We start from the raw sequence: 18,279 nt of genomic DNA on the forward strand, positions 1-18,279 counted from the left end.
TCCATGTGCGGTTCGAGATACGCCACGGCCGTCTTCATGACCTCGGCGGACTGGAGCACGAACGGCAGCTGCATCTGACCCGAGCCGAACAGCTCGCCCACGACCTTCATGCCCTCCAGGAGGGTGTCGTTGACGATGTCCAGGGCCGCACGGGTCGTGAGGGCCTCGTCGAGGTCGGCCTCCAGGCCGTTCTTCTCGCCGTCGATGATGCGTCGCTGGAGGCGCTCGTCGAGCGGGAGGGCCATCAGCTCCTCGGCGCGGCCCGCCTTCATCGACTTCATGTTGACGCCCTCGAACAGCGCCATCAGCTTCTGCAGCGGGTCGTAACCCTCCCGCCGCCGGTCGTAGATCAGGTCGAGGGCGGTGGTGACCTGCTCCTCGTCGAAGCGGGCGATCGGCAGGATCTTGCTCGCGTGCACGATCGCCGAGTCCAGACCCGCCTTCACGCACTCGTCGAGAAAGACCGAGTTGAGCAGGACCCGGGCGGCCGGGTTGAGGCCGAAGGAGATATTCGACAGACCGAGCGTCGTCTGCACGTCCGGGCGGCGGCGCTTGAGCTCGCGGATCGCCTCGATCGTCGCGATGCCGTCCTTGCGGGACTCCTCCTGCCCGGTGCAGATGGTGAAGGTGAGGCAGTCGATGAGGATGTCCGACTCGTGGATTCCCCAGTTGCCGGTCAGGTCCTCGATCAGCCGCTCGGCGATGGCGACCTTGTGCTCGACGGTACGGGCCTGGCCCTCCTCGTCGATCGTCAGCGCGATCAGCGCCGCGCCGTGCTCCTTCGCGAGCGCGGTGACCTTCGCGAAGCGGGACTCCGGCCCGTCGCCGTCCTCGTAGTTGACGGAGTTGATCACCGCCCGGCCGCCGAGCCTCTCCAGACCTGCCTGGATGACGGGCAGTTCGGTGGAGTCCAGCACGATCGGCAGCGTGGAGGCGGTCGCGAAGCGGCTTGCCAGTTCCGACATGTCGGCGACGCCGTCACGGCCCACGTAGTCCACGCACAGGTCGAGCATGTGCGCGCCCTCGCGGATCTGGTCGCGGGCCATCTCGACGCAGTCGTCCCAGCGGCCCTCCAGCATGGCCTCGCGGAACTTCTTCGAACCGTTGGCGTTCGTCCGCTCCCCGATCGCCATGTAGGCGGTGTCCTGGCGGAAGGGGACAGCCTGGTAGAGGGAGGCGGCGCCCGGCTCGGGGCGGGGGTCGCGCGGTGTCGGGGCGAGGTCGCGGGTCCGCTCGACGACGGCCCGCAGGTGGGCGGGGGTCGTACCGCAGCAGCCGCCGATGAGGGACAGGCCGTAGTCCCGGACGAACGCCTCCTGGGAGTCGGCGAGGCCTTCGGGGCCGAGCGGGAAGTGCGCACCGTCCTTGGTGAGGACGGGCAGGCCGGCGTTGGGCATGCACATCAGCGGCGTACGGGAGTGGCGGGCGAGATAGCGCAGGTGCTCGCTCATCTCGTCCGGGCCGGTCGAGCAGTTCAGGCCGATCAGGTCGATACCCAGCGGCTCCAGGGCGGTCAGGGCGGCGCCGATCTCGGAGCCGAGCAGCATCACGCCGGTCGTCTCGAAGGCCAGGGAGCAGATCAGCGGTACGTCGACACCGAGGGCGTCCATCGCCCGGCGCGCGCCGATCAGGCTCGACTTGGTCTGGAGCAGGTCCTGTGTGGTCTCCACGATCAGGGCGTCCGCGCCACCGGCGAGCAGGCCCTCGGCGTTCCGCTGGTAGCCGTCGCGCAGCACGTCGTACGCGATGTGGCCGAGCGACGGCAGCTTGGTGCCGGGGCCGATGGAGCCCAGCACCCAGCGCTGCCGGCCGTCCTTGGCTGCGAACTCGTCGGCGACCTCGCGGGCGATGCGGGCGCCCGCCTCGGACAGCTCGAAGATCCGGTCGGCGATCTCGTACTCGTTCGCCGCCGAATGGTTCGCGCCGAAGGTGTTCGTCTCGACGCAGTCGACGCCGACGGCGAAGTACTCCTCGTGGACCGAGCGGACGATGTCCGGGCGGGTGACGTTCAGGATCTCGTTGCAGCCTTCGAGGTTCTGGAAGTCCTCGAGGGTGGGGTCCTGGGCCTGGAGCATGGTGCCCATGGCGCCGTCCGCGACGACGACTCGGGTGGCGAGTGCCTCGCGTAGGGCGGCGGCGCGGTTCCGGCTGTCAGCGGAAAGGGTCGGCGACGAGGCCATGGATGAGCTCCCTGGGATGCGACGGCTGTCGGCTTTGCACGCTCGGAGGAGGGTGCACGGGGCCCAGCGTAACCGCGTGGGTGCCGGGGTGGACATGGCGTCCCAGGGACCGGACGGCATCCTTGTGCGGGGACTCGCGGTCGCCCGCGTTACGGGCCGTCATCGGTCCGGTAACACGGGGTCGGCATCGACCGATAGTGTTCAGCATTGTCGAACGGCATGATCCACGGGATCCTGTCCGTAGGATCCCCGCGGACCTGGCGGGGTCGAGGAGAGGGAGAAGGGCCGGGCGATGGCGAAGAACATCCAGTCGCTTGAACGGGCGGCGGCGATGCTGCGACTGCTCGCGGGCGGCGAGCGCCGGCTCGGCCTGTCCGACATCGCCTCCTCGCTGGGGCTCGCGAAGGGGACGGCTCACGGCATCCTGCGCACGCTGCAGGCCGAGGGCTTCGTGGAGCAGGACGCGGCCTCGGGCCGCTACCAGCTGGGCGCCGAGCTGCTGCGCCTGGGCAACAGCTATCTGGACGTGCACGAGCTGCGGGCCCGCGCACTGGTCTGGACGGACGACCTCGCGCGCTCCAGCGGCGAGAGCGTCCATCTGGGCGTGCTGCACCAGCAGGGTGTGCTGATCGTCCACCACGTCTTCCGGCCGGACGACAGCCGCCAGGTCCTGGAGGTGGGGGCCATGCAGCCGCTGCACTCCACCGCCCTGGGCAAGGTCCTCTCGGCCTACGACCCGGTGGCGCACAGCGAGGCCATGGAGGTGCCGCGGGAGGCGTTCACCCCCCGGACGACCACGGATCTCGAGGAGTTCGAGACCCTGCTGGACCTGACCCGGGCGCGGGGCTGGGCCGCGGACGTGGAGGAGACCTGGGAGGGCGTGGCGTCGGTGGCCGCGCCGATCCACGACCGGCGGCGGATGCCGGTCGGGGCAGTGGCCATCACGGGCGCGGTGGAGCGGGTCTGCGGCGACGGCGAGCTGCGCTCTGAGCTGATCGCGGCGGTACGGGACTGCGCCCGCGCCGTCTCCCGGGACCTGGGAGCCCGCCGCTTCTGAGAGGTTCCTACGACACCGCTCGACCCGTCGGTAACGATCGCGTTATCGGCGGGTTTTCCGCTCCTCAGACCCTTGACGTGCTGTTAACCCCAGGGCAAAACTTCCGTTCATCGGTCGGCATTGTCGAACACTTACCGGCAATAGACGCTAGAGTGTGGCAGTGCCAAGGGCCGGCTACGCCCTCACCTGAGGGCGCGGACCACCGGAGGGACCCGGGGTTCGCCTTCCCCTGGACGAAGGACAAAGGAGTCGCGGGTGTCCAGCTCCGACATCTTCATCGGCGAGATCATTGGTACCGCCGTGCTCATCCTGCTCGGTGGCGGCGTGGTCGCCGCCGTCGTGCTCAAGCGCTCCAAGGCGCGCAACGCCGGCTGGCTCGCGATCACCTTCGGGTGGGGCTTCGCCGTCATGACGGCCGTCTACATGACGGGTACCCTCTCCGGCGCTCACCTGAACCCGGCCGTCACCGTCGGCATCGCGATCAAGGACGGCGACTGGAGCAACGTTCCGGTCTACTTCGCCGGCCAGCTGCTCGGCGCCATGCTCGGCGCGTTCCTGGTCTGGATCGCCTACTACGGCCAGTTCCAGGCCCACCTCACGGACCCGGAGATCGTCGGCGACCCGGAGAAGAAGGCCGTCGAAGGCCCGCACGACGAGGGCGTGGGCCGCAGCGGCCCGGTGCTCGGCATCTTCTCCACCGGCCCCGAGGTCCGGAACGTGTGGCAGAACCTGGCCACCGAGATCATCGGCACCGTCGTGCTGGTCCTCGCGGTGCTCACGCAGGGCCTCAACGACAGCGGCAAGGGCCTCGGCGTCCTCGGCGCCCTGATCACGGCCTTCGTCGTGGTCTCCATCGGTCTCTCGCTCGGCGGCCCGACCGGCTACGCCATCAACCCGGCCCGCGACCTCGGCCCGCGCATCGTGCACACCCTGCTGCCGCTGCCGAACAAGGGCGGCTCCGACTGGAGCTACGCCTGGATCCCGGTCGCCGGTCCGCTGATCGGTGGCGCCCTCGCGGCGGGTATCTACAACATCGCGTTCGCCTGAGCCGTCCTTCTTCCAGACCCCCTTGGAGCACACCGTGACCGACGCACACACCGCCGGACCGTTCATCGCGGCCATCGACCAGGGCACCACCTCGTCCCGCTGCATCGTCTTCGACCGCGACGGACGCATCGTCTCCGTCGACCAGAAGGAGCACGAGCAGATCTTCCCGAAGCCGGGATGGGTGGAGCACGACGCCGCCGAGATCTGGGCCAACGTCCAGGAAGTGGTGGCCGGCGCCGTCGACAAGGCGGGCATCACCGCCGCCGACGTCAAGGCCATCGGCATCACCAACCAGCGCGAGACCACCCTGCTGTGGGACAGGCACACCGGCGAGCCCGTGCACAACGCCCTCGTCTGGCAGGACACCCGCACCGACTCCCTCTGCAAGGAGCTGGGCCGCAACGTCGGCCAGGACCGGTTCCGCCGCGAGACGGGCCTCCCGCTGGCCTCGTACTTCGCCGGTCCCAAGGTCCGCTGGCTGCTCGACAACGTCGAGGGGCTGCGCGAGCGCGCCGAGCGCGGCGACATCCTCTTCGGCACCATGGACTCCTGGGTCATCTGGAACCTGACCGGCGGCGTCGACGGCGGCCACCACGTCACCGACGTCACCAACGCCTCGCGCACCATGCTGATGAACCTCCACACCATGGAGTGGGACCAGAAGATCCTCGAGTCCATGGCGGTCCCGGCGGCCGTGCTGCCGGAGATCCGCTCCTCCGCCGAGGTGTACGGCCACGTCAAGGGCGGCGTCCTGGACGGCGTCCCGGTCGCCTCCGCGCTCGGCGACCAGCAGGCCGCCCTGTTCGGCCAGACGTGCTTCGCCGAGGGCGAGGCCAAGTCCACGTACGGCACCGGCACCTTCCTGCTGATGAACACCGGCGAGAAGATCATCAACTCGTACTCCGGACTGATCACCACCGTCGGTTACAAGATCGGCGACGACGCTCCGGTGTACGCCCTGGAGGGCTCCATCGCCGTCACCGGTTCGCTGGTGCAGTGGATGCGCGACCAGATGGGCCTGATCAAGTCCGCCGCCGAGATCGAGACGCTCGCCTCCTCCGTCGAGGACAACGGCGGCGCCTACTTCGTGCCCGCCTTCTCCGGACTGTTCGCCCCCTACTGGCGCTCCGACGCCCGCGGTGTGATCGCGGGCCTCACCCGGTACGTCACCAAGGCGCACATCGCCCGTGCCGTACTCGAGGCCACCGCCTGGCAGACCCGCGAGATCACCGACGCCATGACGAAGGATTCCGGCGTCGAGCTGACCGCGCTCAAGGTCGACGGCGGCATGACCTCCAACAACCTGCTGATGCAGACCCTCTCGGACTTCCTCGACGCGCCCGTGGTGCGTCCGATGGTCGCCGAGACGACCTGCCTCGGCGCCGCCTACGCCGCCGGCCTGGCCGTCGGCTTCTGGCCGGACACCGACGCGCTGCGCGCCAACTGGCGCCGCGCCGCGGAGTGGACCCCTCGCATGGACGCCGACAAGCGGGACCGCGAGTACAAGAGCTGGCTGAAGGCCGTCGAGCGCTCCATGGGCTGGCTCGAAGAAGAGAACTGACGAGGAGTAAAGCGACATGACCACCTTGCAGAGCGTTCCCGCCCTGGGGACGCACCCGGCTGCCGGCTCCCTGCCGAGCCGCGCCGAGACCCGGGAGCAGCTGTCCAAGGCGACGTACGACCTCCTGGTCATCGGCGGCGGCATCCTGGGCATCTCCACCGCCTGGCACGCCGCGCAGTCGGGCCTGCGGGTGGCCCTGGTGGACGCCGGCGACTTCGCCGGCGCCACCTCCTCCGCCTCCTCCAAGCTGCTCCACGGCGGCCTGCGCTACCTCCAGACCGGCGCGGTGAAGCTGGTGGCGGAGAACCACTTCGAGCGGCGCGCGGTCTCCCGTCAGGTGGCACCGCACCTCGCCAACCCCCTCACCTTCTACCTCCCCGTCTACAAGGGCGGCCCGCACGGCGCGGCCAAGCTCGGCGCGGGCGTGTTCGCGTACAGCGCCCTGTCGGCGTTCGGTGACGGTGTCGGGCACCTGCTCAGCCCCTCGAAGGCCGCGCAGGACGTGCCGGAGCTGCGCACGGACAACCTCAAGGCCGTGGCCGTCTACGGCGACGACCAGATGAACGACGCGCGCATGGCGCTGATGACCGTCCGCGCGGCGGTCGAGGCCGGCGCCACCGTCCTCAACCACGCCGAGGTCACCGGGCTGCGCTTCACCCGCGGCCGGGTCACGGGCGCGGAGCTCAAGGACCGCACCAGCGGCGACGAGTTCGGCGTCACCGCCCGGCTGGTGCTCAACGCGACCGGACCGTGGGTGGATCACCTGCGGAAGATGGAGGACCCGAACGCGGCTCCGTCGATCCGGTTGTCGAAGGGCGCGCACCTGGTCCTCAAGCGCACCTCTCCCTGGAAGGCCGCGCTCGCGACCCCGATCGACAAGTACCGCATCACCTTCGCCCTGCCCTGGGAGGACATGCTGCTGCTCGGCACCACCGACGAGGAGTACGAGGGCGATCCCGGCCAGGTCGAGGTCACCGAGAAGGACACCGCGCAGATCCTGGACGAGGCCGCGTTCTCCATCCGCGACCAGCAGCTGTCCCGCGATCTGATCACCTACTCCTTCGCCGGGCTGCGGGTGCTGCCGGGCGGCCCGGGTGACACCTCCAAGGCCAAGCGCGAGACGGTCGTCACCGAGGGCCGGGGCGGGATGCTGTCGGTGGCCGGCGGCAAGTGGACGACCTTCCGCCACATCGGCCGCACGGTGATGCGGAAGCTGGAGTCCCTGCCGGGCGGCCCGCTCGGTGAGGACTACGAGCCGGTCTCCACGCTGCCCAAGCGGCTGCCGCTGCCCGGTATAGCCAACCCGAACGCGGTCGCGCACCGCCTGCTCGTGGACGGCCCGGCGCCCGGCCCCCGGATGGCGGCCGACACCGCCAGGCACCTGGCGACGCACTACGGTTCGCTCGCCTTCGACATCGCCCGGATGGCGAACGAGAACCCGGAGCTGGGCGAGCGCGTCCACCCGGACGCGCCTGAGATCTGGGCGCAGGTCGCCTACGCCCGCGATCACGAGTGGGCCGAGACGGCGGACGACGTGCTGCGCCGCCGTACGACGCTGACCATCCGCGGTCTGGCGACGGACGAGATCCGCCGCAGGGTCGAGGACATGCTCGGCGAGTGAGCCGGGGGTGAGGGGCGGTCTCCCGGAGGGGAGGCCGCCCCTCACGCGTGCCCGCCCGGCGCGGGAGGCCCGTGTGCCGACGGGTTTTCCTGGGTAGTCGATCACGGCGACGAAGGCCCCCGGGCGTCTGCCGAGGGCGGCGGACGGACCGCCGGAAAGCCGTAAGGTTGGTCCGTACGACAGGAACTTCGAAAAGGAGGCACTGGGTGATCGAGCTCGAGGGGGTTCCCGAGCTGATCGACCCGGTCATGGTGGCCGCGTTCGAGGGCTGGAACGACGCCGGCGACGCCGCCTCCACCGCGGTCGCCCATCTGGACCGGGAATGGAAGGGCGAGGTGTTCGCGGCGCTCGACGCCGAGGACTACTACGACTTCCAGGTCAACAGGCCCACCGTCTGGCTGGACAACGGTGTCCGGAAGATCACCTGGCCGACGACCCGGCTCTCGGTGGTCCGGGTCGGCGGCGAGAAGCCGCGCGATCTCGTCCTGGTGCGCGGGATCGAGCCGTCGATGCGCTGGCGCTCGTTCTGCAACGAGATCCTGGGCTTCGCCCACGAGTTGGGCGTGGAGATGGTGGTGATCCTGGGCGCGCTGCTCGGCGACACCCCGCACACCCGGCCCGTTCCGGTCAGCGGGGTCACCTCCGACCCGGATCTGGCGCGGACGATGGATCTGGAGGAGACGCGCTACGAAGGCCCGACGGGCATCGTGGGCATCCTCCAGGAGGCGTGCACGCACGCCGGTGTGCCGGCGGTGAGCCTGTGGGCGGCCGTCCCGCACTATGTGTCGCAGCCGCCCAACCCCAAGGCGACGCTGGCGCTCCTGAACCGTCTGGAGGACCTGATCGGTCTGCGCATCCCGCTGGGCGAACTGCCGGAGGACGCGCGCGCCTGGCAGCTGGGCGTGGACCAACTGGCCTCCGAGGACAGCGAGGTGGCGGAGTACGTCCAGACGCTGGAGGAGGCCCGGGACACGGCGGAGCTGCCGGAGGCCTCGGGCGAGGCGATCGCCCGGGAGTTCGAGCGGTATCTGCGGCGGCGCGAGCCGGGGCAGGGCCCGGGCCAGGCGCCCGGACTGGCGACGGACAGCGGCGACGCCTCGTATCTGCGCGACACCTCCAGCGGCCGGACACGACCGCCGAAGCCGGAGCAGCCGGGGCCGGAGGCGGCGCCGGGGTCTTCCGAGCAGGAGCCGCCCCGCGAGGGCGAGGGCTCCGACGGTGACGCCGAAAAGTGAGTCGTACGGAAGGGGGGCCGCGCCGGGACCGGCGCGGCCCCCTTCCTCGTGCTCACACCCGCTCGAAGGTGTCAGGCGCAGTCGAAGCGGGCGGCCGCCCAGTCCCCGTGGTCACCGCTCTTGGAGCCGTCGGTGTCGGTGATCCGCAGCCGGACGTGGCGGGCGCCGCTGACGTCGACGTCCACCGGCACGGTCGCGGAGGCGCCGGTGAGCTCGGGTGAGGTCCACAGCACCTCGCCGTCGGCCTCGACCGAGAACGCCACCTCCCCGTAGCCGTTGATCTCGTCGTCGATGCCGACGTCGGCGGTGAGGGCGGTGCAGCGGCCGCCGAGGTAGACCTCGATGTCGGAATCGGCGTGGGCGCCGATGCCCTTCTCGTAGGTCTTTCTGGCCAGGGTGAGCGTCCGGCCGTCGTTCGCGCCCGACTCGCCGTTGGAGCGGTCCCGTTCGGGCGGGCCCCAGCCGTTGGTGGACTTCAGCCAGACGAGATCGCTCGCCCAGGCGTCGGCGGACGGCGGCTCGGGCATCACGCCGACCGCGAACCGCTGGACGGCGGTGCGGTCCTGTCCGGCGGAGCGGTGGCGGGCGGTCGCGGTGAGAGTGGCCTCCCCGGGCTTCGCGTCCCCGGCGGGGGTCACGGCGACCTCGACCCGCCGGGTGGTGCCGGCCGGGAGGCGGTCGAGGGTGGCGGGGGTGACCCGCCAGCCGGCCGGGGCCTGGAGGGAGACCTGGACGCCGGTGGCGTCCCTGGTGCCGGCGGTGACGTCGACGGCGACGGTCCCGGGGGTGCCCGCGCCCAGTTCCTGGCCGGGCGGTGCGGCGACCGTGGCGGCGGCGCCGGGGACGGCTCCGCCGACCGCGCTGGTGTCCTTCAGTTCGAGGACGAAGCCGCGGTCGGTGCGCTGCGCGCTCGTCTTGACCCGCACCACTCCCCCGCGGTCGTCGCGGTCGTACCACCAGCCCTGGGCGGCCGCGTCGAACGCGGCCCGTGACGTGACCCGGGGCAGCGCGCGGTCGCCGAGCCGGACGGCGCTCGGTGCGTCGCCGGTGTGCACGGTGAACCGGTAGGGCCGTGCGGCGGCCTTGCCCGCGTAGGTGCCCTTGCTCGCGCCGATCCGTACGGTCACGTCGCCCGCCCCGCGCTTCGGGGCGAGGACGTCGGCGCGCTGGGTGGCGTACTGGCCGCTGCGGTGGGCGCGGGTGACGCCGTCGTCCTCGTACAGCTCGAACGACGAGGCGCCCTGCGGGTAGATGTCCCAGGCGAGCGGGGAGTCCGGGGCGCGGTCGGCGTACGAGCGGATGCCACCGGGCCACATCGGGACGGTGGCCCCGGCCCGGACGAACAGGGGCAGGGTGTCGAGCGGGGCGCTGTAGTCGTCGACGGTGACGGGGCCTTCGTGGGTGCGACCGCTCCAGTAGTCGATCCAGGTGCCCTTCGGCAGGTAGATCCCGTCGCGCTCCACGGCGTCCTGGTGGACGGGCGCGACCAGGAAGTCCTCGCCGCTGAGGAACTCGTACTTCGCGGCGTCGCCGGCGGCCCTGGGATCGTCCGGGTATTCGAGGACGAGGGGGCGGGCCAGGCCGACGCCGTCCTGGGTGGCGCGGTGGGCGTGGGAGTAGATGTAGGGCAGCAGGGCTTCGTGGAGTTTGAGGTAGTCGCGGTTGATCGAGGTGTACGGCTCGCCGTAGCGGAAGGGCTGCTTGTCGTTGGCGGCCCAGCCGTCCATGGTCATGGTGACGGGCAGGAACATCTTCCACTGGAGGTCGCGGGTGTACGTCTTGGCGCTGCCGCCGAAGATGCCGTCGACGTCGCCGGTGGTGTAGGCGAGGCCGGACATGGAGGCGCCGGCGTAGGTGGGGATCTGCCAGCGGATGTACTCCCAGGTGCCGGACTGGTCGCCGGACCACTGCACACCGCAGCGCTGGGCGCCGGACCAGCTCTCGGGGGCCCAGGTGAAGCCCCGGGCGTCGCTGTGGGCCTCGATGCCGGCGTAGGCGTCCTTGCAGCCGTCGAGGGCGAACTTGTAGCCCGCGCCGACCCAGGCGACGTCGAGCTTGGCGACCCGCTGGCCGGCCTTCACCTGGTCGGCGAGCTTGTCGAGGCCGTCCTCGGTCCACAGGCCCAGCTGCATCTTGCGCTGCTGGAGGCCGGCGGCGGTCTCGGCGAGGTTCTCGTAGCCGCAGCCGTAACCGTCGTTGACGAGCATCCAGCCGTTGGGCATGTCGTTCTCGACGTAGCCGTCGGCGACCTTCAGGGCGTCGAGGGTGTGCCGCTCGCCGCGGTTGGCGTTGTGGAGGTAGCAGTCGGCGTCGCCTATCTCCAGGCCGTAGACGGGCGGCAGGAAGGGCTTGCCGGTCAGGTCGGTGTACCGGCCGATGACGTCCTTGAGGGCGTCGGGGCCGGAGCCCGTGAAGTAGTAGGCGTCGAAGCGCTGTTCACGGGCGGTGGCGGTGACGGGTTCGCCGAAGACGTAGGTGTTGGGCGCGTAGGTGTTGCGGTAGACGCCGTAGCCGGCCGAGGAGAGGTAGAACGGTACGGAGTTGGGGTGGCCGCCGTCGTTCCAGTTGTAGTCGACGCCGACCTCGACGGTCTTGCCCCGGTGCGAGGTGTTGCCGCGCCCGTTCTGCATGCCGGCGCCGTAGAACTGCTCGTCGGCGGCGCGGGCCAGGGTCTGCGTGGTGCGCTCCCGGTTCCAGGTGAGGCCCTTGGTCTCGGACCACAGCGCGGTGCCGTCGGCGCGGAAGGCGGCGAAGCGCAGGGACGCCTTGTAGGCGCGCAGGGTGACCTTCGCGGAGGTGAGCTCGTAGCGGTCCCCGCGGTCGGACCAGCGCGTGGTGGGGGGCGCTTGCTGGGGCAGGACGATGTCCTGCCCGGTGGGGTCGGTGAACGTGCCGTCGGGGGCGAGTTCGATACGGAAGGTGTCGTCGGAGACGAAGCTGACGCGGGCCCGGGCCTGGCCGGCGGTCAGGTGGTAGACGGCTCCGTCGGCGAAGAAGCCGGTGACGTCCCCGACGGTGGTCGGAGGCGGCTCGGCGGACTGGGCGCTTCCGGGTCCCGCGAGCACCGCGAGGAGTCCGAGCAAAGCGCCGCTGACTGCGACCCTCATGCGCATTGTTGATTGCATGGAGCGTATTTAGCGCAGAAACGAGCATCAGGGATAGGACAAATCGGAACCGTCCCCGGACTTCACCAAGAAGTCCGGGGACGGTCGCGTGAAAGAGGGTCGCGCGGGAGGGTGCGTTACAGCGCCACTCCGAGCAGGGCGTCCACGGCGCGGGAGACGAGGCCCGGCGCGGACTCGTCCGTGCCGCCCTCCGCGCTCTGCCGCTCCGCCCAGCGGTCGACCGCGGCGAGCGCGGCGGGGGCGTCGAGGTCGTCGGCGAGCGCCTCGCGGATCTCCTCGACGAGCGCGTCGGCGGGCGTGCCGTCGGGGCGGGAGACGGCGGCGCGCCAGCGGCCGAGGCGCTCCACGGCGTCCTGGAGGACCTGGTCGGTCCACTCCCAGTCGGCGCGGTAGTGGTGCGAGAGGAGCGCGAGACGGATGGCGGCCGGGTCGACGCCGTCGCGGCGGAGCGCGGAGACGAAGACCAGGTTGCCCTTGGACTTGGACATCTTCTGTCCGTGCAGGGCGACCATGCCGGCGTGGACGTACGCCTTGGCCATGGGGAACTCGCCCGTGAGCGCCTGGGCGTGCGAGGCGCCCATCTCGTGGTGCGGGAAGATCAGGTCGGAGCCGCCGCCCTGCACGTCGAAGCCCATGCCGAGGTGGTCGAGGGCGATGGCGACGCACTCGATGTGCCAGCCGGGGCGGCCCCGGCCGAGGCTGCCGCCGTCCCAGCTCGGCTCCCCCTCGCGGGCGGCCATCCACAGCATGGGGTCGAGCGGGTTCTTCTTGCCGGGCCGGTCCGGGTCGCCACCGCGCTCGGCGGAGAGGTGCCGCATCAGCTCGGTGTCGTAGTGCGACACCTGGCCGAAGTGCGGGTCCGCCTCGACCGAGAAGTAGATGTCGCCGTCCAGGTCGTAGGCGGCGCCGGAGTCACGCAGCCGCTCGACGAGCGGAACGATGCCCGGTATGGCCTCGACGGCACCGATGTAGTGCTGCGGCGGCAGCATCCGCAGGGCGGTCATGTCCTCGCGGAACAGGGCGGTCTCGCGCTCGGCGAGGCCGACCCAGTCGATGCCGTCACGGAGGGCGCGCTCCAGGAGCGGATCGTCCACGTCGGTCACGTTCTGGACGTAGTGCACCTGCCGCTTGGTGTCGAGCCACACGCGCTGAACGAGGTCGAACGCGTTGTAGGTCGCCGCGTGACCCATGTGGGTCGCGTCGTACGGTGTGATGCCGCAGACGTAGATACGGGCGACGGGACCGGGGGCGAGGGTCACTCGTCCGCCGGTCGCGGTGTCGTGGATCCGGAGGTCGCGGCCCTTGCCGGGCAGGGCGGGGACCTCAGAAGCGGGCCAGGCATGCATGTCCTGAGCGTAACCGGACACCTGTTCCGGATACGAACCGGATCCGGGATCTTGACCGAATAGGCGGTCTTGCGGCTCAGGGGCGTTCATGCATACCCCCGGGGGGTGGGAGTGGCCGTTTCCGGCATGGCCGGATCCGGTCGCTCAGACCGGCGGCCAGGGGATCGCCGGCCACTGCCCGGAGGGCTCGGGGTGGCGGCCGCTCGCGCGCAGCGCGGCGACCCGGCCGCGCACCGCGTCCACCTCGGCCGCGGTGAGCAGCTCGGCCAGCCGGGTGGCGAGCGGGGTGCCGGGGGCGAGCGAGACGTCGAGCCGGTCCAGCACCTCGGTGGCCTCGGCGGGCAGTTCCTCGCCCGCCCAGCCCCACAGCAGGGTGCGCAGCTTGTCGTCCACGTTGAAGGTGACGCCGTGGTCGATGGCGTACAGGCGCCCGTCGGGGGCGGGGAGCAGATGGCCGCCCTTGCGGTCACCGTTGTTGATGACCGCGTCCAGGACGGCGAGGCGGCGCAGGTCGGGGCTGTCGGCGTGCACCAGGAGCGCGGTGCGGTCCTCGCCGATCCGGGCGGGGCCGACGGCCTTCCAGCCCTCCTCCGCCTCCTCGGCCTCGGTGAGGGCGAGCAGGCCGGCCCCGGGATCGGCCTCGATCCAGAGCTGGACCATGCCCTCGCCGTAGGGACCGTCGCGCAGCACGGTGGGAGGTACGAGTCCCCAGCCGGTCGCCTCGGAGACCTCGTAGGCGGCGACCTCGCGCTGGGCGAGCGTGCCGTCGGGGAAGTCCCACAGCGGCCGCTCGCCCGCGACGGGCTTGTAGACGCAGGCGGTCTCCTCGCCGTCGAGGGCGACGGAGCAGAAGAGCACGGCGTTGGACGCCTCACGGACCTGGCCGCGGACGGTGAGCTCCCCCTTGGCGAGCAGCTCGACGACCGCGACGCCCGACGTGCCCGGCGCGCCGGGCACGTCGGTCGCGGCCGACGCCCCGGGCGTGGTCGGTACGTCGGTCGCGGTCGGTACGTCGGTCGCCGTGGGCGCGTCGGGCGTGGTCGGCGCGTCGGGCGTGGTCGGCGGGCTCGGCACGTCGGTCATGCTCCGCGCCGGTATCCGTTCTGGCGCGGGCACACATGGCCCTCCGGGTCGAGCGGCAGGCTGCACAGCGGGCACGGCGGCCGGCCGGCGTTGACCACCTCGAGGGCGCGCTTGGCGAAGGCCCTGGCCTGGGCGCCGGTGAGCCTGACCCGCAGCATCGGCGGGCCGTTCTCCTCGTCCTGCAGCAGCCGTTCCTCGGCCTCGGCGAGGTCCTCCTCGGAATCCGCGTCGAGTTCGACGAGCGCCTGGGCCTCGACGATCATGCGCTGTTCCTCGCCGTCCCAGGCCAGCGCCATGGTGCCGACCCGGAACTCCTCCTCCACCGGGACGTCCAGCGGGGCGGTGTCGGCGATGTCGGCGGGGGCCATCGCCGGGACGGGAGCGTTGCCGCCGGTGCGGCGCACGACCTCGTCGAGCAGCTCGTCGATGCGTTCGGCGAGCGCCGCGACCTGGGTCTTCTCCAGCGCCACGCTCGTGACCCGCCCGGCCGCGGACGCCTGGAGGAAGAACGTACGGCGGCCAGGCAGCCCGACCGTGCCGGCCACGAAACGCTCCGGTGGGTCGTAGAGGAACACCTGACGGGACACGTCCCTGTCTCCCTTGGTTCTCGACAATCGGGGGCCTACAGCGGCCCGTCCACCCTACTGCGCGGATGGATCACGGTGCGCCCGCACCGCCCCCTACCTCCGCGGCGCCGCCGCCGTCACCGCTCTCGCGCGGGGCGAGGGCGGCGAAGTCGCCGGTGTCGCCGAGGCGTACGAGGAAGGGGCGCAGCCGGGTGTAGCGGATGACGGTCAGGGAACACGGGTCGACATGGATCCGCTGGAAGAGGTCGAGATGCATGCCGAGGGCGTCCGCGACGACCGACTTGATGATGTCGCCGTGCGAGCACATGGCATAGACCGCGTCCTCGCCGTGCTCGGCCTCGATCCGGGCGTTCCAGTCGCGTACGGCGTCGACGGCCCGCGCCTGCATGGCGCGCATCGACTCGCCGCCGGGGAAGGCCGCCGCGGAGGCGTGCGCCTGGACGATCTCCATCAGGGGCTCGTCGGCGAGTTCGGCGAGCTTGCGTCCCGACCAGTCGCCGTAGTCGCACTCGCTGATCCGCTCGTCGGTGTGCAGCGGCAGTCCCGGCCGGGCGTCCAGGAGCGGCCGCAAGGTCTCGCGGCAGCGTTCCAGCGGACTGCTGACGACGGCGGCGAGCGGCACGCCCGCCAGCCGTCCGGGCAGCGCGGCGGCCTGAGCGGTCCCTCGTTCGTCGAGCGCCACCCCGGGCGTCCGCCCGGCGAGGACTCCGGAGGTGTTGGCGGTGGAACGTCCGTGACGGACGAGGATCAGCGTGGCCATGGCGGCAAGGGTAGGCGGAGGCACGCGCGCGTGGGTGGTGGTCGGGCGGACGGGCCGCCGCACGCGCGCGTGCGGCGGGGCGCCGCGGCCGGGACACGGCAGGCGTGCGGGCCGGTCCTCGGCGGGGGAGAATACGCCGCGTGATCGTCGACTCCGCCCTGTACAAGAACGGTGCTCGGGCCGCCGGGCCCGGCGACCTGTCCGACGCGCTCGAGGAGGCGCGGGCGATCGGTGACGCCTTCCTGTGGGTCGGTCTGCACGAGCCGACGGCCGACGAGTTCGACCATGTCGCGGACGAGTTCGCGTTGCACCCGCTGGCGGTCGAGGACGCCTTGAAGGCCCATCAGCGGCCCAAGCTGGAGGTGTACGACGACTCGCTCTTCGTGGTCCTCAAGCCGGTGCTGTACGAGCCGGAGAGCGACCGGGTGAGCACCGGCGAGCTGATGGTCTTCATAGGCGACTCGTTCGTGGTCACCGTCCGGCACGGCGAGGGCGCGCCGCTCGCGGCCGTACGGCGCCGTCTGGAGGCCGAGCCCGAGGTGCTGCGGCACGGTCCGACGGCCGTGCTGTACGCGATCAGCGACGCGGTCGTGGACCACTACCTCGACGTGGCCGGTGAGCTCCAGATCGACCTGGAGGAGCTGGAGGCCGATGTGTTCTCGCCGACCGGCGGGAATCCGGCCAACACGGCGGAGCGGATCTACACCGCCAAGCGGCAGGTCCTGGAGTTCCGCCGGGCCACCAGTCCGCTGGCGGCGCCGATGGAGCGGCTGGCGGCCGGGACCGTGCCGTTCGTGAACGAGCACGCGCGACCGTTCTTCCGGGACGTCAGCGACCACCTGATCCGCGCCAACGAACAGGTGGAGGGGCTCGACCGGCTGCTCTCGGACGTGCTGTCCGCGCATCTGGCGCAGATGGGCGTGCGGCAGAACGACGACATGCGGAAGATCTCGGCGTGGGCGGCCATGGCCGCGGTCCCCACGATGGTCGCGGGGATCTACGGCATGAACTTCGACCACATGCCCGAGCTGCGGTGGGCGGGGTCGTACCCGGCGGTGGTCGGGCTGATGGCGGCGGCCGTGTTCGGCCTGTACCGGCTCTTCAAGCGCAGGGGCTGGATGTAACCGGTCCCGGCCACCACGCCGGCGCTCGGCCTGGGGACCCGGGAACGCTCAGACGGCCGGGGCCGGGGTCGGCGGGCCTCCCAGCGCGTTGAAGATCCGGCCGTGCTTGTCCTCGTCAGCGCCGTGCCGGGTGATCTTGGGCGCCATGTCCCGCATGCCGGGTGGGACGAGGGCGGCGATCCGGCCGTTCTCCCAGCCTCCCTGGGCCTCGCCGCCGGCGGCGATGGAACAGAAGAGCCGGAAGGCCTCGTCGTCGTCGATGATCTCCTGGAACAGCCCCTTGGCCGTCAGCATTGCCGCCACCTCCATACGGGAGTCCGCACGCCGCACGTCCGCAGAGCACGAGTCAAGTGCGCGGCGGGGGCGCGGGCAACAGTAGAGGTCCGGGAGTCGCCCGAAAGACGGAGTAGCCCGCGCGTAACCGGGCGTGGCGGTGGCGCGTTGTGCTGCGTGACGGCCGTGGCGGGGAAGACCCCCGAGCCCCCACCACGGCCGCGGACGTCAGGCGAGGCCCGCCAGCTCCAGGGCCTCCGTGCCCGCCCGCAGCGCCGCCACCCGCTCGTCCAGGGTGAAGCCGGCCGGGGCGAGGGTGAGGGTGGTCACGCCTGCGGCGGCGTAGGCCTTCATCCGGTCGGCGATGCGCTCGACGGAGCCGAGCAGGGTGGTCTGGTCGATCAGTTGCCGCGGTACGGCGGCCGCGGCGCCGGTCTTGTCGCCGGACAGGTACTTGTCCTGGATCTCGGCGGCCTGCTTCTCGTAGCCCATGCGCTGGGCGAGCTGGTTGTAGAAGTTCTGCTTGCGGCTGCCCATGCCGCCGACGTACAGCGCGGTGTACGGGCGGAACAGGTCGGCCAGGGCGTCGATGTCGTCGCCGAGGGCGATCGGCAGCGTGGGGTGGACGTCGAAGCCGTCCATGGTCAGTCCGGCCTTCTCGCGGCCCGCGCGCAGGTGGCGCAGCGCGGTGTCCTCCAGGTGCTCGGCGGAGGGGAAGATCAGCAGCGCGCCGTCGGCGATCTCGCCGGTCTGCTCCAGGTTCTTGGGGCCGATCGCGGCGATGTAGAGCGGGATGTGCTCGCGCTGCGGGTGGACGGTGAGCTTGATGGGCTTGCCCGGGCCGTCGGGCAGCGGCAGCGTCCAGTGCTCGCCCTCGTAGCTGAGCCGCTCGCGGGACATGGCCTTGCGGACGATCTCGACGTACTCGCGGGTGCGGGCGAGCGGCTTGTCGAACTTGACGCCGTACCAGCCCTCGGAGACCTGTGGTCCGGAGACACCGAGGCCGAGCCGGAAGCGGCCGCCGGAGAGCGAGTCGAGGGTGGCCGCGGTCATCGCGGTCATGGCGGGCTGGCGGGCGGGGATCTGCATGATCGCGGAGCCGACGTCGATCCGCTCGGTCTTGGCGGCCACCCAGGCGAGCACGGTCGGCGCGTCCGAGCCGTACGCCTCGGCGGCCCAGCAGACGTCGTAGCCGAGGCGGTCCGCCTCCTGGGCGACGGCGAGGTTGTCGCCGTCCATACCCGCGCCCCAGTAGCCGAGGTTGATGCCGAGCCTCATGA

13 protein-coding genes and 1 pseudogene are annotated in these 18,279 nt (G+C 71.5%); 6 read left to right on the forward strand and 8 right to left on the reverse strand.

Annotation, left to right across the window (positions count from 1 at the left end; genetic code table 11):
- On the reverse strand, window positions 1–2,180 hold a 2,180-nt coding region (locus tag ACWDX6_RS28005; RefSeq protein ID WP_451487665.1), incomplete at its 3' end, for a homocysteine S-methyltransferase family protein.
- A gap of 292 nt (window positions 2,181–2,472) precedes the next feature.
- On the opposite strand from ACWDX6_RS28005, the gene ACWDX6_RS28010 reads away from it, so the two are divergent.
- From ACWDX6_RS28010 to ACWDX6_RS28030, 5 genes are all read left to right on the forward strand, one after another.
- Window positions 2,473–3,237, forward strand: coding sequence for an IclR family transcriptional regulator (locus ACWDX6_RS28010; protein ID WP_451487666.1), 765 nt, complete (start codon window positions 2,473–2,475; stop codon window positions 3,235–3,237).
- 255 nt (window positions 3,238–3,492) lie between these two features.
- On the forward strand, window positions 3,493–4,284 hold the full coding sequence (locus tag ACWDX6_RS28015) for an MIP/aquaporin family protein (protein WP_451487667.1): 792 nt from the start codon (window positions 3,493–3,495) through the stop codon (window positions 4,282–4,284).
- Between the two features lie 34 nt (window positions 4,285–4,318).
- Window positions 4,319–5,845: a glycerol kinase GlpK gene (glpK, locus tag ACWDX6_RS28020; protein ID WP_451487668.1), complete on the forward strand. Its 1,527-nt coding sequence runs from the start codon at window positions 4,319–4,321 to the stop codon at window positions 5,843–5,845.
- 16 nt (window positions 5,846–5,861) lie between these two features.
- On the forward strand, window positions 5,862–7,466 hold the full coding sequence (locus ACWDX6_RS28025; RefSeq protein WP_451487669.1) for an FAD-dependent oxidoreductase: 1,605 nt from the start codon (window positions 5,862–5,864) through the stop codon (window positions 7,464–7,466).
- Window positions 7,467–7,672: 206 nt separating this feature from the next.
- Entirely contained in the window at window positions 7,673–8,701 is a 1,029-nt protein-coding gene (locus ACWDX6_RS28030; protein ID WP_451487670.1) for a PAC2 family protein, read from the forward strand.
- A 71-nt stretch (window positions 8,702–8,772) separates the two neighbouring features.
- Here the strand turns inward: ACWDX6_RS28030 and ACWDX6_RS28035 are convergent, their stop codons facing one another.
- The 5 genes from ACWDX6_RS28035 to ACWDX6_RS28055 form a co-directional block, all read right to left on the reverse strand.
- Window positions 8,773–11,826: an NPCBM/NEW2 domain-containing protein gene (locus tag ACWDX6_RS28035; RefSeq protein ID WP_451487671.1), complete on the reverse strand. Its 3,054-nt coding sequence runs from the start codon at window positions 11,824–11,826 to the stop codon at window positions 8,773–8,775.
- Window positions 11,827–11,942: 116 nt separating this feature from the next.
- Window positions 11,943–13,172, reverse strand: coding sequence for a cysteine--1-D-myo-inosityl 2-amino-2-deoxy-alpha-D-glucopyranoside ligase (mshC, locus tag ACWDX6_RS28040; RefSeq protein WP_451487672.1), 1,230 nt, complete (start codon window positions 13,170–13,172; stop codon window positions 11,943–11,945).
- 144 nt (window positions 13,173–13,316) lie between these two features.
- Entirely contained in the window at window positions 13,317–14,288 is a 972-nt protein-coding gene (locus ACWDX6_RS28045) for an SCO1664 family protein (RefSeq protein WP_451487673.1), read from the reverse strand.
- Window positions 14,252–14,842, reverse strand: coding sequence for a DUF3090 domain-containing protein (locus ACWDX6_RS28050; protein ID WP_451487674.1), 591 nt, complete (start codon window positions 14,840–14,842; stop codon window positions 14,252–14,254). The genes ACWDX6_RS28045 and ACWDX6_RS28050 overlap by 37 nt, the downstream gene beginning before the upstream one ends.
- A gap of 70 nt (window positions 14,843–14,912) precedes the next feature.
- Window positions 14,913–15,602: a histidine phosphatase family protein gene (locus tag ACWDX6_RS28055; protein WP_451487675.1), complete on the reverse strand. Its 690-nt coding sequence runs from the start codon at window positions 15,600–15,602 to the stop codon at window positions 14,913–14,915.
- 131 nt (window positions 15,603–15,733) lie between these two features.
- Here ACWDX6_RS28055 and corA point away from each other — a divergent pair, with 131 nt between their 5' ends.
- On the forward strand, window positions 15,734–16,726 hold the full coding sequence (gene corA / locus ACWDX6_RS28060) for a magnesium/cobalt transporter CorA (protein WP_451487692.1): 993 nt from the start codon (window positions 15,734–15,736) through the stop codon (window positions 16,724–16,726).
- 81 nt (window positions 16,727–16,807) lie between these two features.
- Here the strand turns inward: corA and ACWDX6_RS28065 are convergent.
- Both ACWDX6_RS28065 and ACWDX6_RS28070 read right to left on the reverse strand, forming a co-directional pair.
- Window positions 16,808–17,020 (reverse strand): annotated as a pseudogene (locus ACWDX6_RS28065) (ferritin-like domain-containing protein); the annotation flags it as partial.
- 207 nt (window positions 17,021–17,227) lie between these two features.
- A complete protein-coding gene (locus ACWDX6_RS28070; protein WP_451487676.1) occupies window positions 17,228–18,277 on the reverse strand; it encodes an LLM class F420-dependent oxidoreductase in 1,050 nt (349 codons plus the stop codon).
- Window positions 18,278–18,279: the final 2 nt, after the last annotated feature.

This window comes from Streptomyces sp. NPDC003027, assembly GCF_053591435.1.